Origin of the sequence: Mobiluncus curtisii subsp. curtisii ATCC 35241, from assembly GCF_000146285.1 — a bacterium.
GTDB classification, from domain to species: domain Bacteria; phylum Actinomycetota; class Actinomycetes; order Actinomycetales; family Actinomycetaceae; genus Mobiluncus; species Mobiluncus curtisii.
In genome coordinates, this window is the sequence record NZ_GL385912.1 from 175840 (window position 1) to 200012 (window position 24173).

General features: G+C 54.8%; 18 protein-coding genes. 16 read left to right on the forward strand and 2 right to left on the reverse strand.

The annotated features are described in order from the left end of the window. Positions 1-128: 128 nt before the first annotated feature. Positions 129-2471 (forward strand): RelA/SpoT family protein, encoded by a 2343-nt coding sequence (locus tag HMPREF0574_RS00815; RefSeq protein WP_004006763.1) that lies wholly within the window; start codon positions 129-131, stop codon positions 2469-2471. 60 nt (positions 2472-2531) lie between these two features. On the opposite strand, the gene HMPREF0574_RS00820 is transcribed toward HMPREF0574_RS00815, so the two are convergent. Continuing rightward, positions 2532-4046 carry a DUF349 domain-containing protein gene (locus HMPREF0574_RS00820; RefSeq protein ID WP_004006764.1) on the reverse strand — a complete coding sequence of 505 codons (1515 nt, stop codon included), beginning with the start codon at positions 4044-4046 and terminating at the stop codon, positions 2532-2534. A 150-nt stretch (positions 4047-4196) separates the two neighbouring features. On the opposite strand from HMPREF0574_RS00820, the gene HMPREF0574_RS00825 reads away from it, so the two are divergent. The 6 genes from HMPREF0574_RS00825 to HMPREF0574_RS00850 all read left to right on the forward strand — a co-directional run bounded on the left by HMPREF0574_RS00825 (position 4197) and on the right by HMPREF0574_RS00850 (position 12484). Further along, positions 4197-4907, forward strand: coding sequence for an MBL fold metallo-hydrolase (locus HMPREF0574_RS00825; RefSeq protein ID WP_004006765.1), 711 nt, complete (start codon positions 4197-4199; stop codon positions 4905-4907). 19 nt (positions 4908-4926) lie between these two features. Next, entirely contained in the window at positions 4927-6246 is a 1320-nt protein-coding gene (hisS, locus tag HMPREF0574_RS00830) for a histidine--tRNA ligase (protein ID WP_004006766.1), read from the forward strand. Beyond that, positions 6239-7936 (forward strand): dynamin family protein, encoded by a 1698-nt coding sequence (locus tag HMPREF0574_RS00835; RefSeq protein ID WP_004006767.1) that lies wholly within the window; start codon positions 6239-6241, stop codon positions 7934-7936. Before hisS ends, HMPREF0574_RS00835 begins: the two co-directional genes overlap by 8 nt. Beyond that, positions 7936-9807, forward strand: a complete 1872-nt coding sequence (locus tag HMPREF0574_RS00840; protein WP_236585889.1) for a GTPase family protein — start codon at positions 7936-7938, stop codon at positions 9805-9807. Before HMPREF0574_RS00835 ends, HMPREF0574_RS00840 begins: the two co-directional genes overlap by 1 nt. Before the next feature lie 142 nt (positions 9808-9949). After that, entirely contained in the window at positions 9950-11749 is a 1800-nt protein-coding gene (gene aspS, locus HMPREF0574_RS00845; RefSeq protein ID WP_004006769.1) for an aspartate--tRNA ligase, read from the forward strand. 111 nt (positions 11750-11860) lie between these two features. Further along, positions 11861-12484 carry an L-threonylcarbamoyladenylate synthase gene (locus HMPREF0574_RS00850; RefSeq protein WP_004006770.1) on the forward strand — a complete coding sequence of 208 codons (624 nt, stop codon included), beginning with the start codon at positions 11861-11863 and terminating at the stop codon, positions 12482-12484. A gap of 3 nt (positions 12485-12487) precedes the next feature. Here HMPREF0574_RS00850 and HMPREF0574_RS00855 read toward each other — a convergent pair whose 3' ends face one another. Further along, positions 12488-14830, reverse strand: coding sequence for an MMPL family transporter (locus tag HMPREF0574_RS00855; RefSeq protein ID WP_236585888.1), 2343 nt, complete (start codon positions 14828-14830; stop codon positions 12488-12490). Between the two features lie 50 nt (positions 14831-14880). On the opposite strand from HMPREF0574_RS00855, the gene HMPREF0574_RS00860 reads away from it, so the two are divergent. The 9 genes from HMPREF0574_RS00860 to HMPREF0574_RS00900 all read left to right on the forward strand — a co-directional run bounded on the left by HMPREF0574_RS00860 (position 14881) and on the right by HMPREF0574_RS00900 (position 24173). Continuing rightward, positions 14881-16218 carry a replication-associated recombination protein A gene (locus HMPREF0574_RS00860; protein WP_004006772.1) on the forward strand — a complete coding sequence of 446 codons (1338 nt, stop codon included), beginning with the start codon at positions 14881-14883 and terminating at the stop codon, positions 16216-16218. A 138-nt stretch (positions 16219-16356) separates the two neighbouring features. Beyond that, positions 16357-16977, forward strand: coding sequence for a 30S ribosomal protein S4 (gene rpsD, locus HMPREF0574_RS00865; RefSeq protein WP_004006773.1), 621 nt, complete (start codon positions 16357-16359; stop codon positions 16975-16977). A gap of 59 nt (positions 16978-17036) precedes the next feature. Then, positions 17037-17450: a DUF948 domain-containing protein gene (locus HMPREF0574_RS00870; RefSeq protein WP_236585887.1), complete on the forward strand. Its 414-nt coding sequence runs from the start codon at positions 17037-17039 to the stop codon at positions 17448-17450. A gap of 8 nt (positions 17451-17458) precedes the next feature. Continuing rightward, entirely contained in the window at positions 17459-17752 is a 294-nt protein-coding gene (locus HMPREF0574_RS00875; protein WP_004006775.1) for a hypothetical protein, read from the forward strand. Positions 17753-17857: 105 nt separating this feature from the next. Then, a complete protein-coding gene (gene alaS / locus HMPREF0574_RS00880) occupies positions 17858-20545 on the forward strand; it encodes an alanine--tRNA ligase (RefSeq protein ID WP_004006776.1) in 2688 nt (895 codons plus the stop codon). Between the two features lie 59 nt (positions 20546-20604). Next, complete coding sequence (ruvX, locus tag HMPREF0574_RS00885) at positions 20605-21063, forward strand: Holliday junction resolvase RuvX (protein ID WP_004006777.1); 459 nt, start codon at positions 20605-20607, stop codon at positions 21061-21063. Positions 21064-21087: 24 nt separating this feature from the next. Further along, positions 21088-22566, forward strand: a complete 1479-nt coding sequence (gene mltG, locus HMPREF0574_RS00890) for an endolytic transglycosylase MltG (RefSeq protein ID WP_004006778.1) — start codon at positions 21088-21090, stop codon at positions 22564-22566. A gap of 6 nt (positions 22567-22572) precedes the next feature. After that, positions 22573-23415 carry a shikimate dehydrogenase family protein gene (locus HMPREF0574_RS00895; RefSeq protein ID WP_004006779.1) on the forward strand — a complete coding sequence of 281 codons (843 nt, stop codon included), beginning with the start codon at positions 22573-22575 and terminating at the stop codon, positions 23413-23415. Between the two features lie 74 nt (positions 23416-23489). Next, positions 23490-24173: a prepilin peptidase gene (locus HMPREF0574_RS00900; RefSeq protein WP_004006780.1), complete on the forward strand. Its 684-nt coding sequence runs from the start codon at positions 23490-23492 to the stop codon at positions 24171-24173.

The following is a 24173-nucleotide window of genomic DNA, read 5'->3' on the forward strand; positions in this document are numbered from 1 at the left end:
TTTATTCCTTTTGGGGTATTTCGAATTTAGCTGGTCAATTCGTTGAATTTACGTTTGATTTTGGAAAAAAATCCAGGTCACGCCCAATTCAACTAACGCTCATCGGGTAAAACAATTAGAATCTCTGTATGGAGCAAGCGCCGGAGATTGTCAATGAGCCCAGTGAGAGCACTGGCGCGTTGCGGGGTTCCCTGTTTCGTCTGGTTCGTTCCCGGAGTCCTTACCGGGAGCTAGAACCCGTAATCCGGGCAGTCAAAGAAAACCACCCGAAAGCAGACTTCGACCTCGTGGAACGGGCTTATACGACTGCTGAACGCTACCATCGGGGTCAGTTTCGAAAGTCCGGAGAGCCTTACATTACTCATCCGGTGGCAGTCGCGACCATCCTCGCTGAACTGGGTATGTCGGAAACGACGGTTGCCGCGGGTTTGCTGCATGACACAGTCGAGGACACCGACTATTCTCTGGAACAATGCCAGCGAGACTTTGGTGAGGACATTGCCGCTTTGGTTGACGGGGTCACCAAACTCGACAAAGTAAAATACGGGGATTCTGCACCTGCTGAAACCATCCGAAAAATGCTGGTAGCGATGGCGAAAGACATCCGGGTCCTGCTGATTAAACTCTCTGACCGTCTGCATAATGCGCGTACTTGGCGCTACGTTAGTAAAGAAAGCGCAGCGCGCAAAGCCAAGGAAACCCTGGAAATTTATGCCCCGCTGGCGCATCGGATGGGACTCAACGCTATTAAGTGGGAACTGGAGGATTTAGCATTTAAAACCCTCTATCCCCAGATTTATCAAGAAATCGACAAACTCATTCAGGAAGCTGCCCCCCGGCGAGAAGAACAACTCAGCGCCATTATCCAAACTATTGAAGGCGACTTGCGGGAAGCGAAGATTAAGGGGACAGTGAACGGTCGCCCGAAGCACCACTACTCGATTTATCAAAAGATGATTGTGCGTGGGCGTGACTTCAACGACATTTATGACTTGGTGGCAGTGCGTGTCCTGGTGGAATCTGTGCGAGATTGCTATGCCGTGCTGGGGCTGATGCACTCTCGATGGTCTCCGATGCTGGGGCGGTTCAAAGACTATATCGCGATGCCGAAATACAACCTGTACCAGTCGCTGCACACCACGGTGATTGGACCTAAGGGGAAACCCGTAGAGATTCAGATTCGTACTTTTGAGATGCACCGCCGTGCCGAATTCGGGATTGCTGCGCACTGGAAGTACAAGGAAAACCCGAACGCTAAATCCTTAAAGAAGTCCGAGGGCGGCAAGGTCTTGGACCTGGAAAATGAGATGGGTTGGTTGCGTCAACTGGTTGACTGGCAAAAGCAAACCCAAGACTCGGGGGAGTTCCTCGACTCACTGCGTTACGAAATTAACTCTGCGCAAGTTTACGTCTTCACCCCGAAAGGTCAGGTTGTGGTGTTGGCTGCCGGATCCACACCGGTCGATTTCGCCTATTCCGTGCACACCGAAGTAGGAAATAAGACGGTCGGCGCCAAAGTCAACGGCAAATTGGTTCCTTTGGACTCGAAACTGGAAAACGGCGACACGGTGGAAATCTTCACTTCTAAGTCTCCCGGTGCCTCTCCCAGTCGAGACTGGTTGTCATTTGTGGCGACCCCACGTGCCAAATCCAAAATTAAAGCCTGGTTTTCAAAGGAACGCCGTGAGGAATCCATCGATAAAGGCCGCGAAATCCTGGCAAAAGAGATTCGCAAACAAAAGTTGCCGTTACATCAACTCGCCAGCCACGAATTTTTGGAAACAGTGGCCAGTCAGCTGGGATTACCAAACGTTGATACTCTCTATGCGACCATCGGGGATGCCCACGTCAGCGCGCAGAATGTAGTGGAACGCCTGCTGACCTTTACCGGTACTCTCACCGATGATGATGATGAGGACACTTTGGCAGAGGAAGAAGTCGTCCCCACTCACGCGCCTACTTCTGAATCTCGTACCGGGGGATCCGGTGTATTGGTCGACGGTCAGGACGCCGATGACCTCTGGGTGAAGTTGGCAAAGTGTTGTACCCCGGTTCCCGGTGACGAAATTATGGGATTTGTCACGCGAGGGCACGGTGTTTCCGTGCATCGCGTGGACTGTGTGAATGCAAAGAATCTCGATGCCTCACAACCGGAACGTGTCATCAAAGTTAATTGGGCGCAACATGCCAAGACCCCGTTCCTGGTTCAGGTACAAATCGAGGCTCTGGACCGCGGGGGATTGTTGAGTGACGTAACCAGGGTTCTCACCGATAATCACGTGAATATTCTCTCGGGTAATATTTCCACCACTCGCGACCGGGTGGCGTATTCACGTTGGGCTTTTGAACTCGCCGAGCCTTCTCACCTGCAAGACATCCTCAATGACTTGGGACGTATCTCGGGAGTTTATTCCGCAACGCGCGTGACTCCTGGGAAAAACGGAACCATAGAACCAATCCCGCAGTCTTAAACTGCAGGGGAATCCCAGTTACGGGAAGACTTTATCTCTGGCTACGGTAATTCGGGGAGGTTACTCCGCCGCAGCTTTACGAGCCTGGTCCAGCCAACCCTTCCGGGCTTGCAAATCTTCTTCCAGTTTTTGGGTGTCCTTGCCGGCTTGTTTCGCGGCAGCAATCTTGCTTTCAAGTTTGGCGATTTTTTCTTCGAGCTGACCGACCAGACCCTCAGCACGGGCTTTCGTCTCGGGATTGGACTTTACCCAGGCATCGTTCTCAGCTCTCGCGATGGCCTGTTCCACGGAACGTAACCCGTTTTCCAAACGCTGCATATCTCCACGGGGGACCCGTCCAGCCTCGTCCCACTTATCCAGCAAGGCGCGGAATTTTGCCTTGGTGGTTTCCAGGTCCTTCACCGGCATGAGGGCTTTCGCTTGTTGCAGCAGCTGTTCTTTCGCCTCAAGATTAGCTTGTTCTTCGGTATTGGTCTTGGCATTGTCAGCGCTGCGAGCATCGAAAAAGACCTGCTGGGCGGCACGGAAGCGTTCCCACAGAGCATCGTCATCTTTTCGGGAAGCCCGTCCGGCAGCTTTCCATTCCGCCATCAAATCTCGGTAGGCGGCTGAGGTCCGCGCCCAATCAGTCGAGTTGGCAAGCTCTTCAGCACGCTTAATCAGGGCTTCTTTAGCATTTCGAACTTCCGCCCGCCGAGCATCAAGTTGGGAAAAGAAAGACTTGCGGTGTCGATCAAAAGACGTGCGAGCTGCCGAAAAGCGTTTCCACAAGGCATCCTCAGTGGTGCGATCGATACGTGGGCCCTTGCGTTGGGAGTCTTTCCACGATTCCAGCAATTCGCGCAAGCGTTCCCCGGATTGTTTCCACTGGGTGCGCTCCGGGTCTTGGGCAGCAATCTTTTCTGCCGTTTCCACAATCTTGGTACGGGCTTCCAGAGCCTGCGCCTTAGCGACTTCGCGTTCTGCTGCCAGCTGTTCTTTGCGTGCGGTACCCAGCTCCCGCAGTTTTTCAATACGCGAACGCAGCCCAGCCAGGTTGCCTACTACCATTGGGGATTCCATGGCCTTGTCCAAGGACTTCAGCGTGGCATCAATGTCGTGGGCCTTTAACGTTGCCAAACGTGCTTGTGCCAAATCGACTTGGGCTTGCAGGTCGAGGAAACGACGCACGTAAAGCGCTAGAGGCTGTTCTGGAATTCCGTCCGCGTATTGACCGACTTCCCGTTCGGTGTCGCCGTCTTTGACAAAAACTCGACCTTGGTCGTCAACACGACCGTATTTGGAGGCTTCGTCCATAGCAATTTTCTCTACCGACCCCACGGACTTGTTCTGATTAGCGTTCTCAAGATGTACCGGGGTGAGCTGCGCGGGTTTTTCTGCAGACTGGGGCGCTGGTGTTGCGGAGGATACTTCGCTGGCTGTTGATTCGGGAAGGGGAGCGGCTGGTGACTCAGTTTGAGGTTGGCTGCTCGCTGCAACTTCAGTCTGGGTAGGTTCTGTTGAGGTGTCACCAGAGAGATTTTCCTGGGGTTCCTTGATTCCGCTGGTGTTGGATTCCTGTTCAGACGTGACCATGAATTTTTCCTCCTGACGGGGTTAGTGCCGCGGCACTTTCCGTACGCGTTGGTAAGTATATTTCCAGGATTACTTTACTTGAAAAGACGCACTTTCGGGAAACTGGGTGAAAGAAAATTCGTGATGAAAAAAATCAGTTAGCCTTGAACCATGGACGTGTTACGGATTGTTTCGCCAATTTATGGGGAAAATTGCTATGTTGCAGTAACTGCTAACAAATCCGCGCTGGTCGTTGATCCCGGCGCAAAAACTGCCCCGCGTATCAAAGCACTCTTGTCAGAGCTCGAAGCCGAACTGGCTGCGGTATTGCTGACTCACGGTCATGCGGATCACCTGTGGAACACAGCCCAGGTGGTCGCCAGCAACCCGGAGGTTCCGATTTATTTGGCAAAACCCGATCATTTCTGGATGGATGCACCCGGTCCAGGGGTCCAGCTGGGAGTAGACAATTACTTCACAGAAATGGACGGAGCCTGGGAACCAGTGACGGTCCAGGCTCCCCCTGATGAATTATTCACGGGCGGGGGAGCACAAATTATTCCCGATTTGACGCTCCGCGCCTTGCCTGCCCCCGGTCATTCGCCTGGTTGCACCATGTTTTTTGGGGCGGCAAAAGGCGAAGATCACGGTCAAGGACTTGGCTTTGACGGTCGTGAGGACCAGACATTTTGCTTTTCCGGTGACGTGATATTTAAAGGCTCAATCGGACGCACCGACTTACCCCATTCTGACCCTGAGGTGATGACGGAAACCTTGCGAACCCTCAAAATCAGCATCAATCCGGACACCCTACTGCTGCCCGGTCACGGAGAAAGTACCACTTGGGCAGCGGAACTAGCGACCAACCCATTTCTGAGATGACATGGGAAAATGAGAGAATATGCCCATGATGACATCACTTTCAGGTTTTCCTGAGTTCACGCCGGAGGAAAAAATCCTTGAGGACGAGCTGATTTCTCGTCTGACCAAAGTATTTGAGCTGCACGGATTTTCTCATTTAGAGACGCGCGCTATAGAACCTCTCAGTGAGCTGGAACGCAAGGGAGAAACCTCCAAAGAGGTCTACGTCCTGTCTCGCCTGCAAGACAAGGAAGGCAAAGAGGACCGTAAGAACGGACTGCACTTTGATTTGACCGTGCCGTTGGCGCGTTACGTGTTAGAAAACTCGCACTTGCTGCGGTTCCCATTCAAGCGTTATCAGATTCAAAAGGTATGGCGTGGCGAGCGTCCCCAGGAGGGTCGTTTCCGCGAGTTTGTTCAGGCCGATATTGATATGGTGGCAGCCGAAACTTTACCGCCACAATTTGAGATTGAGGCTCCGTTGATTATGGCGCAGGCTTTGGACTCCCTGCCGATTCCCACCCCGGTGGTACACGTGAATTCCCGCAAGATTTTGCAGGGTGTCTGCAACGCCTTGGGTATCGCACACGTGGAGGGGGTCCTGCAAGTCATAGACAAACATGACAAGGTCAGCCCCGATGATTTTGCAGGAATGCTCAGTGAACTCGGTCTCGATACGTCCCAAGTACAGACCCTGGTGAACTTGGCAGACATTTGTGGTGCTGATGAAAGCGTCATCCAACAGGTGCGTGATCTGGGACTACAAGATGACCTGTTGGAGGAAGGCCTGGAGGACGTGGCGCGGATGCTGCGCAGCGTTCCCGACCACGAGAAAGGCAACGTGGTCGCTGACTTTAAGATTGCCCGTGGGCTCGATTACTACACCGGCATGGTTTACGAAACATTCATCACGGGAGCTGAATCTTACGGTTCCATCTGTTCCGGGGGGCGCTACGATAACTTGGTTTCGCAGGGTAAACGCCACTTTCCGGGGGTGGGTATGTCTATCGGCTTGACCCGTCTCATCTCGATTATTCTGGCTAACGATTGGGCGAAAGTGTCCCGTCAGGTTCCGACCTGTGTCTTGGTTGCGGTAGATAGTGAGGAAACCAGAGGACAAGCCGAGAACGTGGCTTGGAAGCTGCGGGCTCGCGGTATCAACACGGAAGTCAGCCCCACCGCTGCCAAGTATGGCAAACAAATCAAATACGCGGTGACTCGTGGTATTCCCTACGTGTGGTTTGTGGAATCCGGGGAAGTTAAGAATCTAATTAACGAAACCCAGGAAAGTGCCCAAGCCGACACGTTTACGCCCGCGCCCGACCTTCTGAAACCGCAGGTGATTGCCAACTATGAATAAATCGCCAGCGGTAGCTTTGGATGAGTTGGCTCAGCAGCTGGAGGACCTAACGTTTGGTTTTCCGGCAGCGCAGGCTGCCGCCACAAAGCTGCGAGACTCGGCGATTTCTCGGCTGCGCGAACATCTGTGCGCGAGAGGCACTGATTTGGACGGGCCTCTGGTAGCAGTGCTGGCAGGCTCCACCGGGGTGGGCAAATCGACCATCCTGAATTCCTTGGTCGGTTCCCAAGTCCCGACTTCCGTGAGACGCCCCACGACCCTCACCCCAGTGCTGGTGTACCATCCCGATGACGAGCTGTGGCTGGCGGCGGATCGTATCTTAGGGGGCTTTGAAAAGATACGTCTGTTAGAGGACGACACGTGGGACGACCCCGCAACCTTAGATTCCCCGACAGAACAGGCGAGAGCGGCTAGTGAAGACTCTGGGACGGCACCCCGACCCCAGCTGATTCTGCGCGCGACTCCAAAGATAACCCCAGGTATATGCCTCATTGATTGTCCCGACTTGGATTCCTATCTGGACACGAACCGAGATTTAGCACAGCACCTTTTGGAAGTGGCTGACCTATGGATTTTTGTGACTACCGCCAACCGCTACCGGGATGAACCAGGACTGGAACTGTTGCGGAAAGCTGCCAGGCGCGATGTTGCTATTGGCGCGGTGCTAAATCGGGTCGCCAAAGGTGCCCTCCTGACGACAAAGCAGGATTTCAGTGCGGAAATTGCAGGCAGCAACCTCAAAGATGTCCCGATTTTTGCCATCTTGGAGACACAAATCGCCGACGGAGAGCTGCCTGCCGAAGATTTAGTTCCCTTGCGTAACTGGCTGGATAATCTGGCGGGGGACGCCTTGCTACATTCCGCCATGGCTCGCCAGACCCTGTTCGGTTCTCTGCAGGAAGTCTTGGATTCGAGCGAAGAAGTGTTCGCTGCAGCCGCCGCAGAGACGCAGCTGCGCAGCGATGCGGAGCAAACCGTGGAGCGACTGGAACAACAGTTACGAGATTTTGTTGATGCGCAGATCGCGGATCCGACTTGGTTCCAAGGAGAGCCTGCGGATTTGTTGGAGCCTTGTGTGCGCCACCATCTCGAGGAATACCGGGCTGAAAATAACTGGGTACGCCAGCGGCTGAAATGGAAAAATGCTTGGCTCAAGCAGCAAACGCAATTGGATTTGGCGCTAGATTCAGTCCAGCGAGCAGTGGCAAGTAGCGTATCCAACCTGGACTTTCAGATGGAACAAATGATTGCCCAGAGCATTCAGCATTCCACTTTGCCAGTGCCAGACCAGCTTTTCGACAACACAGCCTCGCCCCTGGATGGGGGCGAACTCTTGGAACAGTGGTCTCTCACGCCGACGGAGTGCTATCGCCAAATGGGACAGAACCGGGATGAGGAGCTTTCAGCAGAGGAACTCCAGATGCTATTCTTGGCGATCCTTTTCGCGGGGGTAGCGTCACCCGAAACCTGCGAGTTCACCGGGGTCGACCAGCTTTTGGGAGATTATTTTGATACCGAAATTCTTATGCAGCTGCAATCGTGGAGCCTGGCGATGCTGCGCAATGGGCTGTACGCGCGGGTCAACCAGCATATTGTCGCCTTGCGCCAAAGCATTCCCCATCCCGCCAACTCAGAGGTAATCGCCACGGGACGAAAGACGCTGCGTATCCTGCGAGAGGAGTGGTCCTAGTGCCTCGGAACAATCCCGAACAACGCAAAAATCGGATGCAGGCATCCCTCCAACGTGCCTTGGAATGCCTTGCTGACGCTCAGGTTACGTCCAGTGCCGAGACCTTCCTGACCCGGACCCACGAAGACTTACGCCGTTTGGAGGAGCAGCTAGCACGCCGAGACGCCTTGGATCCTCAGGTCACGGTGGTGGCGGTAGCTGGACCAAGCGGTACTGGAAAATCCACGGTAGTCAACACCTTGCTCCGCCGCAACGGTCTGGTGCCGACCGGGACACACCGTCCCACCACGACGGAACTGGTCGCATATGTTGACGCGGAGGTGACTGGGGCACCATTTTTGGAGCTGAGTGGAATTTCTCGCAGCGTCAGTGTGGAGTTTTGCTCTACCGGGTCCAATCTTGTCGGGGAAAACCAGCGCGAGGCTGGCGAAGCTCATCAGGTGCGTTCGTCTCGGGGAAATCACTTGATTGTGGTTGAAGTGCCCGATACATTGTTAGTCCCGGAGCTGACCTCAGCAGTGTCGCAGGTATTGGAAACGGCGGATTTAATCTTGTGGACCACAGATTCCCAAAAATATGCCGACGCGGCTTTTCACCGCCAGATTTCCACCTTTCCGCGGCAGCAAAATTCGTACTTTGTTTTGACTCACACCGAGGGCTTGACCGCGAGTCAACAAGGGACTCTAAATCAAGAGCTTGCTGCTATTGCGGAACGGCTCGGGGTTAGTTCCGAAATCTTGCAAATTTCGGTTTATGAAGATTCAAGTTTGGCACGGTTCCGGGAAACCGTAGCTGAAATTTCTCGTGCGCCGGAAGCCCGTTGGAGGAGCGAACAAGCCGCGATCAGTCATATCGCCATGCGGTCGTGTCAAGACTTGGAACTGAAAATGAATGGAGAATCGTCTCCTCTGTCCGATTCATCCCCGTCTGACTCTGCGTCGCCGAGCACAGCCGAAAAAAAGCTGGTTGACCAGGTGGCTCAGGTCAGTGGTCTCGTGGCAGTGCAAACGAACTTTTTCAAACGGTACCTGCAGGCAGGAGGATTTTGGACCCTGTGGCCGGTGCTGAATTGGCTAGCCGGTATCAAACCGCTGGCTTCTTCCAGTGAGAATTCTGCAATCACGGTGGGCGAAACTGCTGCGGATGAACCCGTCGACGACAACTCTGTCCAGAGCTCTGCGGACTCTTCTGCAGAACACCCGTCAGAAGATAGCACAGCTGCAGCCTCCACGGACGCTTCGACAAGCACGGGTGAGGTCGAGGGGTCAGCAACCCCGCAAGCTGATTCGCTAAACCGAGTTTCCACCCAGGTCAACACCGCGGGAATTACAAGTGCAGCTCGTGCCTATGCCGTGGTTGTCAGCACGGATCGTCCTTCCAAATGGATTAACTTTGCCCAACTTAAGGCAATAGAACTGTCCGGCAATCTGGCTAGTGCTCTCACTTTGGCTCTGGAATCGTGGAAATTCCCGGCGCGTCCCACCCGGACCTGGTGGCGGATCTGGCGTATAGGACATTGGTTCTGGTTAGCAGCGCTGCTGGGGGGTCTGCTGTGGAGCCTCATTGCGGGGGTTGCCTTCCTCGGAGGAGCCGGCACTAGCGCGGTCGGACGGATGGTAGGACCGGCGCCGTTGCCCCTCGTGATTTTCGCCGTGGCCATCGTGGGTACCTTGGCATGGAGTTTGGCAGGAGCCAAAATGCTGCGCCGCGGGGCGCAAAACTACGGGAAAGAATGCGCTGATAAATTCCGCGCCCTCATTCTGGAAGTGACTCGTCAGGCGTTCCTGGTCAAAATGAATCAGAATTTGGATGTGTATCCCCAGCTGTCCGAGCTGTTTTTGGAAATGCGCGGGGAAGCGCAATCCTGTTAGCTTTCTCGGCTGCACGCCACAGGTTATTTTCTAGGGTTTTCCCTCAGCTCAGATAGGCGTTAAACTTTAGACAGCCCACTTGCTGGGGTCGGGGTATCGCCCCGGTGTTTACTTGAGACGATTTTTCAAAGGAAGGCATAAGTTGCTGCGAACTCACAAATGTGCGGAATTGAACCTGAATCACGATGGTCAGACCGTCACCCTCTGCGGTTGGGTGGATCGTCGCCGAGACCACGGTGGAGTAGCTTTCATGGACTTGCGTGATGCCTCCGGGATCGTGCAGCTGGTTGTCAGCGAAGAAGTGGTACGGGAAGTCCGTAATGAATACGTGCTCAAGGTCACCGGCAAGGTGCGCAAACGCCCCGAAGGTAATGAAAATCCCGATATTGCCACCGGAGAAATTGAGGTTATGGCGGACGATGTCGAGATTCTTAATTCTTGCGCGACCCTACCTTTCCAAGTTTCGGAACATGCTGAGGACTCCAAGGTAGGCGAAGACATCCGGTTGCGCTATCGTTTTGTTGATTTGCGTCGTCGTCAGCTGCATGACAACCTGGTGCTGCGTTCTCGGATTTCTCAAATCGCGCGGCGGGTCATGGAGGAACATGAGTTTCTTGAGATTGAAACCCCGACTCTGACGCGTTCCACTCCGGAAGGTGCGCGCGACTTTGTGGTTCCCGCGCGGATTCGACCCGGCTCGTGGTATGCCCTGCCGCAGTCACCCCAGCTGTTCAAGCAGCTACTGATGGTCGGTGGTATGGAACGCTACTTCCAGTTGGCCCGCTGCTACCGAGACGAAGACTCCCGTGCCGATCGCCAGCCTGAGTTTACTCAGCTCGATATGGAAATGAGTTTCGTTGATCAAGATGATGTCATTGAGGTGACCGAACACCTGCTGAAGGAGATTTGGAAAGTCATCGGCTATGACCTGACCACTCCGATTCCGCGGATGCCTTTCCAGGAAGCCATGGATCGTTTCGGCTCCGACAAGCCGGATTTGCGGTTCGGATACGAGCTTGTGGATTTGACCGACTTCTTTAAAGACACCCCGTTTAAGATTTTCCAAGCGCCCTACGTAGGAGCGGTAGTTATGCCCGGAGGTGGTTCCCAGCCGCGCCGTACTTTTGACAAGTGGCAAGAATGGGCGAAAGCCCGCGGCGCGAAAGGTCTGGCATACGTAACCTTGGACGAAAAAGGCGAAGCTGGCGGTCCGGTGGCAAAGAATATTTCCGACGCGGAAAAGGTCGGTTTGGCAGCTGCCACCGGAGCCCAACCGGGTGACTGCATTTTCTTTGCCGCGGGGGACAAGACCGCTTCACAAACGTTGTTGGGGGCAGCACGTTTGGAGATTGGCAGGCGCTGCAATCTCATAGATGAAAAGGCGTGGGCTTTTACCTGGGTGGTGGACGCGCCACTGTTCAAGCCCTCCGGAGAGGCAGAAGCGGAAGGTGACGTAGCCCTGGGACACTCCGCATGGACCGCTGTGCACCACGCGTTTACTTCGCCGAAACCGGAATGTCTCGACACTTTTGATACCGATCCGGGCAGTGCCTTGGCTTATGCATATGACATTGTGTGCAATGGGGTGGAGCTCGGCGGTGGTTCCATCCGTATCCACCGTCGCGATATTCAGGAGCGGGTGTTTAAAGTTATGGGCTTCTCGCAGGAAGAAGCGCAGGCTCGCTTTGGGTTCTTGCTCGATGCTTTCAAGTACGGCGCCCCGCCGCATGGCGGTCTGGCTCTGGGCTGGGATCGCATCGCCGGAATGCTGACAGGTTCTCCGTCGATCCGCGACGTTATCGCTTTCCCGAAGGCTGGCGACGGTTTGGATCCGCTCACCGGCGCGCCCGCTCCGATTACGGACGAACAACGCAAAGAAACCGGCGTGGACTACGTGCCGGAAGACGACGAGGACGACGAGTCAACCGAGGACAGCGAATAAACGCTGTAGACGGCGCTTGTGCAAAGAATCACCGCGAGTTGTCTCTCCACTGCCAGCTATCCCTTCTAAAATGGACGGGATAGCTGGCAGTGTTTTACCTAGGGGAAAATCATGAGTGCGAAAATTTTTGAACTGCATCCGGAAAATCCGCAGGCTCGTTCGTTGCGTCAAATTGTCGAGATTATCCAAGACGGTGGCATTATGGCGTATCCCACTGATTCTGGATATGCGTTGGGCTGTGCGTTGGCTAACGGGGCTGGTCTGGAACGCATCCGGAAAATTCGTCAGCTTGATGACAAACACCATTTCACGCTGGTATGCCACGACTTTTCCCAGCTGGGTCAGCTGGTGATGGTGTCTAATTCTCAATACCGTCTGATTAAATCGCTGACTCCGGGTCCCTATACGTTTATTTTGAAAGGCACCAAGGAAGTACCCCGCGCCACGTTGAACAAAAAGAAGCACACCGTAGGCGTGCGGATTCCCGCTCACAAGGTCGCGTTATCACTGGTAGAAGCCATGGGGGAGGCCATCTTGTCCTGCACCTTGTTGCTGCCCGGCGATGCGGAACCGTTGAGCGACCCGGTGGAAGTCATTGCCAAGCTGGGACATCTGCTGGATGTAATCGTCGACTCCCCAATTGGTTCGGATCAGGCAACTACCGTCATCAACATGGAGGACGATGTGCCCATCGTGACCAGGGAAGGTGCCGGTCCAGTTGATTTCTTGGAGTAGCGACTAGTCGCTTGCATCCGCAGCGTTATCGCTGGTTTCAAGGCTTTCAAGGGCAGGTGCGCTGTCTACTGCGCTGGGTTCGCTCTGTTCTGGAAGCTCATCTTCCCAGACCAATTCGGAGTCTTGTGACTTTCGCGCCGGGTAAGTCTCCAGCAGGGGAGAGAGGAACAGTCGGCTGAACAAAACGTTGAGCAGCACCACGATGACGAGGGCGAAAGCTGACTGTTTCACCGGCATAGCGTGCATCGGCAGGAAAGCCAGAAAAATCGCTAGGTGAACCACAGAGCGAGTCCATAGGGCGCCACGGGTTTGAGTTAATTCGTTTAGCAACGGGTCATCGTCCAAGTCCGCGAGTTCTTCAGGCAGGTGGTGTTTCGATTTATTCATGGCATAGAACTGATAATCCAGGGATAGCGCGAAACCGAAACCTGCCAATAAAACTGCCACGTTAGGGTCGACCCCCCCGGAACGCGCCAGTTTGGGCAAGAACGCGCCCCACCCGTCTTGGAAAACTAAAGCCGTCAGCCCTAACGCTACCAACAGATTCAAGGAGTTCAGCAAAGTCGCCCACACCGCCGCCCAGACATGCCTGGTGGCGCGCAAAATGACCAAGAAAGTAGCCAGGACCATAACTCCTACCAGCGGGGGGACAAACTTGATGAGCTCGGAGGCGAAATCGACCTGGTTGGCGGCCTGTCCAGTGGTCCATTTCGGAAATTCCGAAGGTAGTTTGCGGATAGTTTTCACGATCTCCCCGGCTTGCCGGTTGGTGATACCCGGTTTCAAATCAACGTTCAAAACGCTGTAGTCCCCAGCGATTTCGGTGTTACCCGCAGTCATTGCCGCCACACCGGGGATTTTCCCTACTGCCACCGACCAGCTTTGTATATTTGCGGCGGTAGTTTTCCCGAGAATCTGAATATCAGGGGTAGCCGCGGTGGTACCGTAATGGGCGGCACGCAAAGACTCAAATTTTGCGGCATTTGTGCCGGGAGGGAAAGTCGTTTGCCCGGATGTATGCCAAGTAATCCCAAAGGTGGGAACAGCCAGCACCAGCAGAAACACCACCAGGACACCCGTCAAAATCGGTCTGGCGGGCTTTCGTGAGGCAAATGGTGCCCACAACCGGGTGCCCAAAGAACGTATCCAGGAAGAAACGGTACTCAGAATCTGTCGATGCCATTGCGGACGAGGGCAATCCAACCAATTGATACCGAGGTACAGCAGCGAAGGAATTAACGTGGCCCCGATTGCGTAGCATTCCAGAATCGAGAACATGCTCACCAGAGCTACCCAGCGCAGGCTGCTGGCAGGGAATATGGCGACCATAATTAATCCCAGCACAATCAACGCCGTCGAAATCAGCATGGCAGGCGCCGAATGTGCGAAAACTTCATCTAAAGGGGTGAGCGAGTCGCGACGCTTGCGCAGCCGGCGTTCACGAGGCTTGGAAACGCGAGGAATCTCGGCAGTGTATTTCATGACTGCTAAACGAGAACGACTGCGACTGATGAGAAACACCGCATACCCGGTCACCACACCTAGTGAAAGCATAGTAACCAGGGCAGAGTCACCGGGAGCGGGTTTGACGACGAGGGAAACCAGCGTAGCGATGGTGCGCGTCACAATCCACCCGCAAAGGCTCGGAATGAAAGCGAGCAGAGTCAAGCGCAGACGTCCCATAGCCCCAAACAGCACCGTGAAAATCAGCAGCAAAGCAATCAGATTAGCCTGGAGAGAATCTTGATGCGCATTGAGAGCCACTTCGCGATTATTCAAGTCTTGATCTGTGACGAGTCCCGTGGCGTGGGGCGCAAATGAGCGCATGTCACCGGCGATTTGGCTTAAAGCGTGCTCAGTCATGGCACGGATGTCATCGGCACGTTGGGGAAACTGGGTCAGGTCCAGCAGCACCACCATCATGAAACCGTGTTTATCTTTTGCAATAAACTTGTCCATCAAAGTTTTCGCGTCGGGGTTATTGACATCGTCACCTTTCGCAAAGGGATACAGCACCCCTGCCGGAATTACCCCCGGAACCTCGCTGAAACTCGCCGCCGCGGAGTCCAGCACATTCTTAACTTCCGCACGTTGCTTATCCATGTCCACGCCGGTGACGATGAGGTAAGCCTGATAATTCGAGCTACGGCTGTCATTCAGGATTTGCGATGCCACGTAGGATTCTGAGCCGGGGATTGATACCAGGCGGTTTTCAACGCGATTCCACATGCTTCCAAAACCAAAACCGGTCAATGTAAAAACTGCACAGATAACTATCACCAGAGCCCAAATCAACACCGTAGGGAGGGGGCGTCGATTCAACCGGCGATATAGTTTGAAAAACATGTTATGCATTGTCTCACACACTTTGGGGTAATTTTCACTAGGGTGGTGGCATGGACTTGTTTGATTCCTTGAGTGATACCGGCAAGGGGGTTCCGGAGTTTCGCCCGGATGCCCCTTTGGCAGTGCGGATGCGTCCACGTAACGTCGAAGAATTGGTGGGGCAGTCGCACCTTTTGGCACCCAATTCCCCATTGCAGCGACTGTTGCGGGGAGACACCGAGATGACCTCCTCGGTGATTCTCTACGGTCCGCCCGGCACCGGTAAAACGACTTTGGCATATTTGGTGGCGCAGGCAGGAGGTCGAGACTATGCCCAGCTGTCTGCCATCAATGCGGGAGTGAAAGAAGTTCGAGAGGTTATCAATGCGGCGAAGCAACGGCTGAGCCTGAGCGGACAAGAAACCATATTATTCCTGGATGAAGTTCACCGGTTTTCTAAATCGCAACAGGACTCGCTGCTGCCGGCAGTGGAGAACCGGTGGGTTATCCTGGTGGCTGCCACCACTGAAAATCCGGCTTTCTCGGTTATTTCTCCGCTGTTGTCTCGGTCCCTCCTGCTGACCCTGCAGCCTTTAACGAACCGGGACATTGAGATCATCATGGACCGGGCTTTGGCAGATGAACGGGGACTGGGTGGGAAATACACCCTGACTCCGGACGCTAGGGAAATTCTCATCAGATTAGCCAGCGCGGACGGGCGCAAAGCCCTGACTCTGCTGGAGGCTGCTGCCGGAGGAGCGGATTCCCGAGCTGCTAGCGAGATTACTGAAAACGATGTGGCAGCGGCAGCGGACACGGCTGTGGTGCGCTACGGTATTGACGAGCATTATGACGTGGCGTCGGCGTTTATCAAGTCGATGCGAGGCTCTGACCCCGACGCTGCCCTGCACTATTTGGCGCGGATGATTAAAGCCGGGGAAGACCCGCGTTTCATTGCTCGCCGCGTCGTTATTGCGGCAGCAGAAGACGTCGGGTTGGCAGACCCCAGTGTGCTGCCCCTGGCGGTCGCGGCGGCACAAGCGGTGCAATTGATTGGGATGCCAGAGGGGCGGATTCCCTTGGCAGAGGCTGTCATCGCGGTGGCGACTGCCCCAAAGTCGAATCGGGCTTATGTAGGTATCAACTCCGCTCTAGCTGACGTGGAGTCCGGCAACATTGGAACCGTTCCGACCTATCTGCGGGATCAGCATTATCCGGGTGCCGCTACGGATAGGAAAATCATCGGTACTTATCGCTACCCTCACGATGACACTCGTGGTATAGTCACGCAGCAATACCTGCCTGACCCGCTGAAAGACAAGGTATATTACGAGCCTTCTGCCCACGGGTGGGAAGTCACTTTGGGGGATAGGCTCGCAAAAATACGCAAGATTCAAAAAATGGGGTAAGATAGCTAAGTTGCCCGGCGCTTTGGTCAACCTTCGGTTGCTTGGCGTCCGGACACCTGGGGTCTTAGCCATGAAGGTGACCCCTCCCCGTTGAGATGCCCTCGCGGGGTGACTTTGCGATAAGACAGGAAGAATAAAATGGGAAACCGTTCTCGGAAAATGGTGCGCTTGTCGCGCGCCTTGGGGATGCCGCTGACCCCGAAAGCTAAGCGGTACTTTGAACGTCGTCCGTATGGGCCCGGCGAACACGGTCGCGCTCGTCGTCGTAGTGAATCCGACTACGCGGTGCGTTTGAAAGAAAAGCAGCGTTTGCGCGCCCAGTACGCCATTCGTGAGGCTCAGCTGGTGAAGACCTTCCAGGAGGCTCGCCGGATGGAAGGTCAGACCGGTGACAACCTGGTGGAATTGCTGGAAATGCGGCTTGATGCCCTGGTGTTGCGTGCCGGCTTTGGTCGCACTATGTTCCAGGCCCGCCAAGCGGTGACACATCGTCACATTCTGGTTGACGGCAAAATTGTGGACCGGCCCTCTTACAAGGTGCGTCCCGGACAGACCGTGCAGATTAAGCCGACCTCCCAGGTGAAGGACCCCTTCGTGGTAGCAGCACGTGGTTCGCACCGCGATGTGCTGCCTCCCGTCCCTGATTACCTGAAGGTCGATTTGGAAAAGTTGCGTTTTACGTTGGAACGTAAGCCGAAGCGTGAAGAAGTTCCGATTCAGTGTGAAGTGCAACTGGTCGTGGAGCACTATTCCCGCTAAACCTTACAGTGGCCCTGGGATTTTCCCAGGGTCAATTGTTTAAAGTTAGAATACTTACGGTGCAAACTGCGCCGAAAGCGCGGAAATGGGTCGCTATACCGGGACAGGAGAATGACATGATTGGTGAAATTGCCGGGATTATTGCCGCCGTGACTTTTGCGGTATTGGTGCTGGTTTTGGCAGTGCCGCTGTGGAAACTGGGCGGAGTTTTTTCCCAACTGGAGCAATCCATCAAAGCAATCGGAGATGAAACGGTCGTGGCGGTCAAACAGGGGCAGACTTCTTTGGATCAGGTCAATAGCCAGTTAGAACGGGTCGATTCTATGACCTCGGCAGCGAATCGTTCCGTCGAGGATCTCTCGGCATTGACGACCTTGTTTACGGCGACGCTCGGTCGACCGCTGATTAAAGTCGCGGCGTTTAGCTACGCGGTGCGTAAAGCTATGGGTATTGACCGAAAGAATGCGAAGTAGGGGGAGGAATGTCGAATACGGCAAAAGTAGTGGGAACGACGCTGCTCCTTTCGGCAGGAGCGGCGCTGGCGGCATACTTCACCGTGACCCCGTTCCGGCAGACTGTTGATCAGATGACCGAGCGTTTCCGTGCGGATATGTCGCAGCGTGAGGGGGAACTCATCGAGGCTCTCAGCTCCAGTGATTCAGAAATCGAACAGGCTCGTGACACCTGGAACGCTCGGAAGGACGACGGCGCGGGTTTCAAAGTTGGACGCGGACGCCACCGTGACTCTGCTGCAGATGATGACCTGGACTTTTAATTACATTCATCGACAATAAACGAAAGCCACCCGGAACCAACCGACCGGGAGACTAGGACAGATAATTCCGGGAACAGCCCGGAGCTGAAAGAAAGAAACATATACATGCGTACTGCGGAAGTTCGTCAGCGTTGGCTGGATTTTTTTGCAAAGAATGGTCACGAGGTTCGTCCCTCGGTGCCACTTATTTCTCCCGACCCCTCGATTTTGTTCACTATCGCGGGGATGGTTCCGTTCATTCCTTACATTGTGGGGACTGAACCGGCACCGTGGCCGCGAGCCACATCGGTGCAAAAGTGTATTCGCACTAACGATATTGATGAGGTCGGGAAGACCACTCGTCACGGTACTTTCTTTCAGATGTGCGGGAACTTTTCTTTCGGTGACTACTTTAAGGAAGGTGCTTCGAAGTTTGCCTGGGACCTGTTGACCGGCAGTCAAAAGGACGGCGGTTACGGTCTGGATGGCGACAAGCTTTGGGTCACCATTTGGGAGCAAGACGAAGCCGCTTGGGACATTTGGACTCGGCAAATCGGTCTGGACCCCACCCACGTCCAAAAACTTCCGCGCGAAGAAATCTTTTGGGATACCGGTCAGCCCGGTCCTGCCGGTCCCTGTGCGGAGATTCACTTGGATCGCGGTCCCGAATACGGTCCCGAGGGCGGTCCGGAAGTTGACACGCAAGGCGACCGCTACCTAGAACTGTGGAACCTGGTTTTTGATGAATTTCTCCGTGGCGAGGGCACTGGGAAGGATTACCCACTGCTGGGTAAGCTCGACCAGACCGCTATCGATACAGGCTTGGGCTTGGAACGTCTGGCTTTCGTCCTCCAAGGCAAAGACAACATGTACGAAATCGACGAAGTGTTCCCCGTCATTGCCGCCGCTCAGGATATGTCTGGACGTCGCTACACCTCTAGTACTGACCAGATGGATGTGCATTTCCGTATCGTGGCTGATCATGTGCGTTCCAGCCTGATGTTGATTGGCGATGGGGTTCGTCCCGGCAATGAGGGGCGAGGCTACGTGCTGCGCCGCTTGATGCGCCGCGCAGTCCGTTCCATGCGACTGTTGGGCGTATCCGAGGCTGTCATGCCACAGTTGTTACCGGCTTCCATGAATGTGATGAAAGCCTCCTATCCGGAACTGGAAAAGGACTGGGATACTATCTCCGAAGTGGCTTATGCCGAGGAGGACGCTTTCCGTCGCACTCTCGATGCCGGAACCGTCATCTTGGATACCGCGGTGGCGAAAGCGAAACAGTCCGGTGCGGCTCTGAGCGGCGATGATGCTTTCCAACTGCATGACACTTATGGTTTCCCCTTGTCCCTGACCTTAGAAATCGCAGCGGAAGCCGGAGTTAAGGTGGACGAGAAACGTTTCACTGAGCTGATGAATGAGCAAAAGCAGCGTGCCCGAGCGGATGCCGTTGCCAAAAAGACCGGTCACGTGGACACACACGTTTATCACGAGTTGGCTGCGAAACTAGGCGAAAACAACACGGTGGAGTTCCTGGGATACACCGAAACCAGTGCTCCGGCGCGAGTGGTCGGCATCTTGCAGGACGGCAAACCGGTACCGGTCGCGACAGCGCCGGCTACCATTGAAGTCTTGCTAGATCGGACCCCGTTCTATGCCGAAGCCGGCGGGCAACTGGCTGACCAAGGTCAGATTACTTTCGCTGGTGGTGGCGTACTGGATGTGGCTGATGTCCAGGCTCCCGTGAAGGGATTGCCGATGCACCGGGGAACTTTGACGGAAGGTCAGGTCACCCTCGGTGAGGACGCTCAAGCCACGATTGATGTGGAGCGTCGTGGAGCGATTGCACGGGCGCACACCTCTACCCATGTCATTCACCAGATTCTGTTGGATTCTTTAGGACAAGGCGCGACTCAAGCGGGGTCGGAAAATGCTCCCTGGCACGTCCGGTTTGATTTCCGCAATGCGAAGGCTCTCCCCGATTCTTTAATGGCAGACATTGAGGCGGAAGCTAACGAACGGGTACAGACCAATATGACTGTTACCGACTACCAGATGCCGATTGAAGAAGCTCGCAAGACTGGTGCCCAGGCAATTTTCGGGGAAAAGTACGGCAAGATTGTGCGGATTGTTGATATTGGCGACGGTTGGTCCAGGGAGTTCTGTGGCGGCACTCACGTGCCGTTGACTGGGCATATTGGGTCTATTGCTTTACTGGGAGAATCCTCAATTGGCTCTGGGGTACGGCGTATCGAAGCGTTGGTTGGAAACGGTGCGTCGGGATTCCAAGCGAAAGAACACGCGTTGGTGTCTCAGGTCACGCAGCTGGTCGGTGCCAAGCCGGAAACCCTGGTGGAACGGATTACTTCCCTAATGGATCGGCTTAAGACCGCGGAAAAAGAACTCGAAAAGACCCGGTTGGCAGCATTGCTGTCCAATCTGGACGACTACGCTAAATCTGCTGAAACGCTGTGTGGCGTACAGGTCATTCACCAGTTCGCCCCAGCAGGTTCTGTGGACGACTTGCGTCAAGCAGCCACCACTTTGCGAGCACGATTCTCTAACGCAAATCCGGCGGTCGTTGCTTTGGCAGCCGTTATTGGCGGAAAACCAATGCTGGTTGTGGCAGTGAACGAAGCGGCTCGTGAAAAGGGCGTGAAAGCTGGGGCGCTGGTAAAGGCCGGTGCCGCTGCGATGGGCGGTGGCGGCGGCGGCAAGGATGACTTGGCGCAAGGTGGTGGAGCCCTCGCTGGGAAACCCGAAACCGGTCTGAATGCCCTCGTGGATACCCTGCGAACCATACTCACGAAGTAAGCAACTTGTCGGTTCGGGCTGGTCCCGAGCCGACAAGTCGAGAGGAGATAGCGCACAGGATGGTTGCCGGAAACTTTCTCGCCATAGACGTGGGCAAGGCGCGCATCGGAGTCGCCCGCTCGGTGTCGGGTACCTCCTTGGCTCTACCGGTGAAGACTCTACAGGTGCAGCTGGACGGTTCTGAACTGGATGAACTGTTGGCAATCATTACGGACAGTAACCCTGCAGCTGTGTTTGTGGGCTTGCCGAAACTGATGAGTGGCAAAGAAGGCGAGGCGGCGCGGATGGCACGGTCTTACGCCCGGCGTTTAGTGCGGCGACTTGGTGAGCTACCGGTGCATCTCATTGATGAACGATTGAGCTCGGCTGATGCGCACGCCAAACTGCAACAAGCGGGAGTCTGCGCCCGCCGCCAAAAGGAGATGGTTGACCAACTTGCTGCCGTGACCATCCTCACGCGAGCTTTAGAAACTTTAACTCAAACAGGAAACTTACCTGGTGAGTTGGTTATCATTTAGTAAACCACGGAACAAGGGAAGTACATGTCAGAAACTGAAGATTTAGCTTCGATGGGACCCCGACGCCGACGTCGGTATTTGGCTCAACACGGTCAGGCAGCCTTGAGTCAGCTTGACTCGCAGTCTCCCGCGACCTCGGCACTTCCACCCGAGGCGGCTCTTCCGCAGACTCCAATACCGGCGTCGCCTTTCGTCGCATCTCCGTACACAACGGTTCAGCCAGAACCACACGAACTTCCAAACTTTCGTGACTATCACGAGGAACCTCACCCCCCGTCTTTTCCCCGCGTGACCCCAGACATACCCCCAGCCGCAGACACGACCTGGGAATCTCTGTTACAGGACACGCAGGTTACTCCCGCCGAGCAACCTGAAGTTACTCTGAGTGACAATCGTCGGCGTGATAAGCGATCCCGAATTCGGCGCCGTAAAACTATGCGCAATCGCACTTTTATCATCCTGGCTATAGTCGTGACGCTGCTGGTGATAGCGATTGTTTTTGGTGCCATCATCTTCAACCGTTGGTTGAGCGCAAAGGGAGCCGATTATGAAGGCAGCGGCACCGGTCAGGTCATGGTGACCGTTCCCGAGGGTGCTCTGGGGTCAGACATTGGTAGCATTCTGGCTAAAGCGCAGGTCGTGGCCTCTTCACAGGCTTTCTTTAATGCCTGCCGTGACCAAGAGGCGGCGTGTTCTGCGATTCAGCCCGGAACTTATGCCATGGCTAAACACATGTCTGCCGTCAACGCTTTGTCAATCTTGATTGACAAAGCAAACCGGGTCGATGATCAAATTACGATTGGTCCCGGTCTGACAAAGTGGCAGGTCAAAGAGCAGCTAGTCAACACTGCTGGATTCAGCGATGCGGACGTGGAGGCAGCTTTTGCCAAAGCTCCAGGGCTACCCAAAGTCGCTGGGGGAAATATCGAAGGCTGGTTAGCTCCCGGAACGTACCTAGTGGGACCTGGTCAGGACGCGACCGAAACGGTGCGCCAGATGGTGGCAGCGAACGTGAAACGGCTGCGAGAGTCAGGAATTCCTGAAGACCAGTGGGAGACTTTCCTCACCAAGGCATCTATCGTCCAGCGTGAGGGCAGTGACCTGCAAAAACAGGACTATGCAAAGATTGCTCGGGTTCTGGAAAACCGCATGGATACGAGCAAAGAAACCGTCGGGTTCTTGAACATGGATTCCACGGTTATCTACGGCTTGGGTGAAGCCTCGAAATCGCGCAAAATTCCGACCTCCGGTGAGGTTGCTGACGCTTCCAATCCGTACAATACTTACCGTCACAAGGGGCTTCCGCCGGGACCTATCGGGGTCGTGGGTCAGGACGCTTTTGACGGTACCCACAACCCGCCACCGGGAGACTGGCTTTACTTCACCACGGTAGATTTGAACACTGGTGAAACCCGGTTCAGTGCGACCATGGAGGAACAGAAAGCCAATGTGGAGTTGTTGAAACAGTTCTGTAAGGATCACTCCAATATTTGTAAAGGGTAGCGGGTCGTGCCGTACTGTTTGGTCCTGGGAGACCCAATTTCACATTCTTTGTCTCCCGTCATACATCTGGCAGCGTATCGCGAACTGGGTTTGAACTGGGATTTTCGGCGCCAACAGGTTCAGCGGGGGACACTCAATGCATTCCTGTCCGGAGCGGATACCCAATTGCGTGGCTTGGCGGTGACCATGCCTCTGAAGCCAGAAGCGCTGCAGGTTGCCACTTTTGCTGACGGTTTGGCTAAAGTTACCGGCGCGGTTAACACCCTGGTCCCGGCTACGGGAGGGGACTGGACTGGATTTAATACTGACGTCCGGGGCATTGTCGAGGCTTTTCGGGGAACTACCGGGGAGGAATTGCCGTCAACGGGTAGCGCGGTTATCTTTGGCTCGGGCTCCACAGCGGCTTCTGCCCTAGCGGCTTGCGCAGAGCTGGGGATGAAAGAACTGACCATAATTTCGCGGAATACGGAACAAACGGGGGCAGCCTTTCAAGCCGCACGACGGATGGGCTTGTGCATTTCCGCAGTGGCGTGGCACCAGACCGAGGCGGTCAACCGAGCCCTGAGCGTGGCATGCCTGCTGATGGGAACAGTTCCCGCCCCCGTCCAAGATGCCCTGCCCATGGCACAGCTGCGGATTAATCCGAATTCGATATTACTGGACGCGGCTTACGCACCGTGGCCGACTCCGGTCGCCCGCTGGGCAAAGTCCTGCGGTGCTCAGATTATCCCTGGTTGGGAAATGCTGCTGCACCAAGGCGTCGCTCAGGTTAAATTGTTCACCGGAGAGGAAATTGACGCTGCGGTTTTACGCCCCACTTTGCAGAAAGTCGTCAACTCCACAGATTAGAATAAGTGCGAGCTTTGTCTCATGATTTGCAGGCTCCCTATGCAGTTACAGCGCAGTAACGAGAGAGAGGACCGATGCTCTGGCACGTTTTGACATGGATTTTTAGCGGAATTTGGGGTTTCGTGGTGGGCGCACTGACCACCAAAATCCTGCGTCAACGCCATCTCGAACTGCCAGATTTGCATTACCTACCGTTTTCACTGTGCCTCACCTTTGTTACGGTATTAATTAACGTCGCCCAGTGGCTCATTCTGGAATACTTTTCAAACGACATGTGTTGCACGCATCTGTTGCTTACGCTACCGGTGTATTTGAGTACCGCTCCGTTCTGTGCGTTATTCCTGACTGACGCCCGCTATCGGCTGCTGCCGAACCGGTTGCTGGGATTGGGAGCGGCTATGCTTCTGCCTCTGTTGAGTATTCTCGCCATAATCCTGCATGACCCGGAGGCGCTGGCACGGGTCTGGGGTTTGTCTTTGGCTATGGGGTTGGTTCTGGCTTTCGCCACGCATTTCGGTTTAGGGATGGGAGACGTCAAACTCGGAGCGCTACTCAGTGCCTGGTTAGGTCTTTATGATTGGTTTGCACCCCTGGTCATGCTGCTGTTGGCATCCTTTTTAGCCGGAGTGTTTGCCCTAATTCTCATCATCAGCAAGAAGCTCGATTTAGACAATGACATTGCTTTTGGTCCCTGGCTCATCACGGGTGCGTTCATTACGTGGGTCGTGTATCTCCCTTCGATATTGGACGGTATCTAG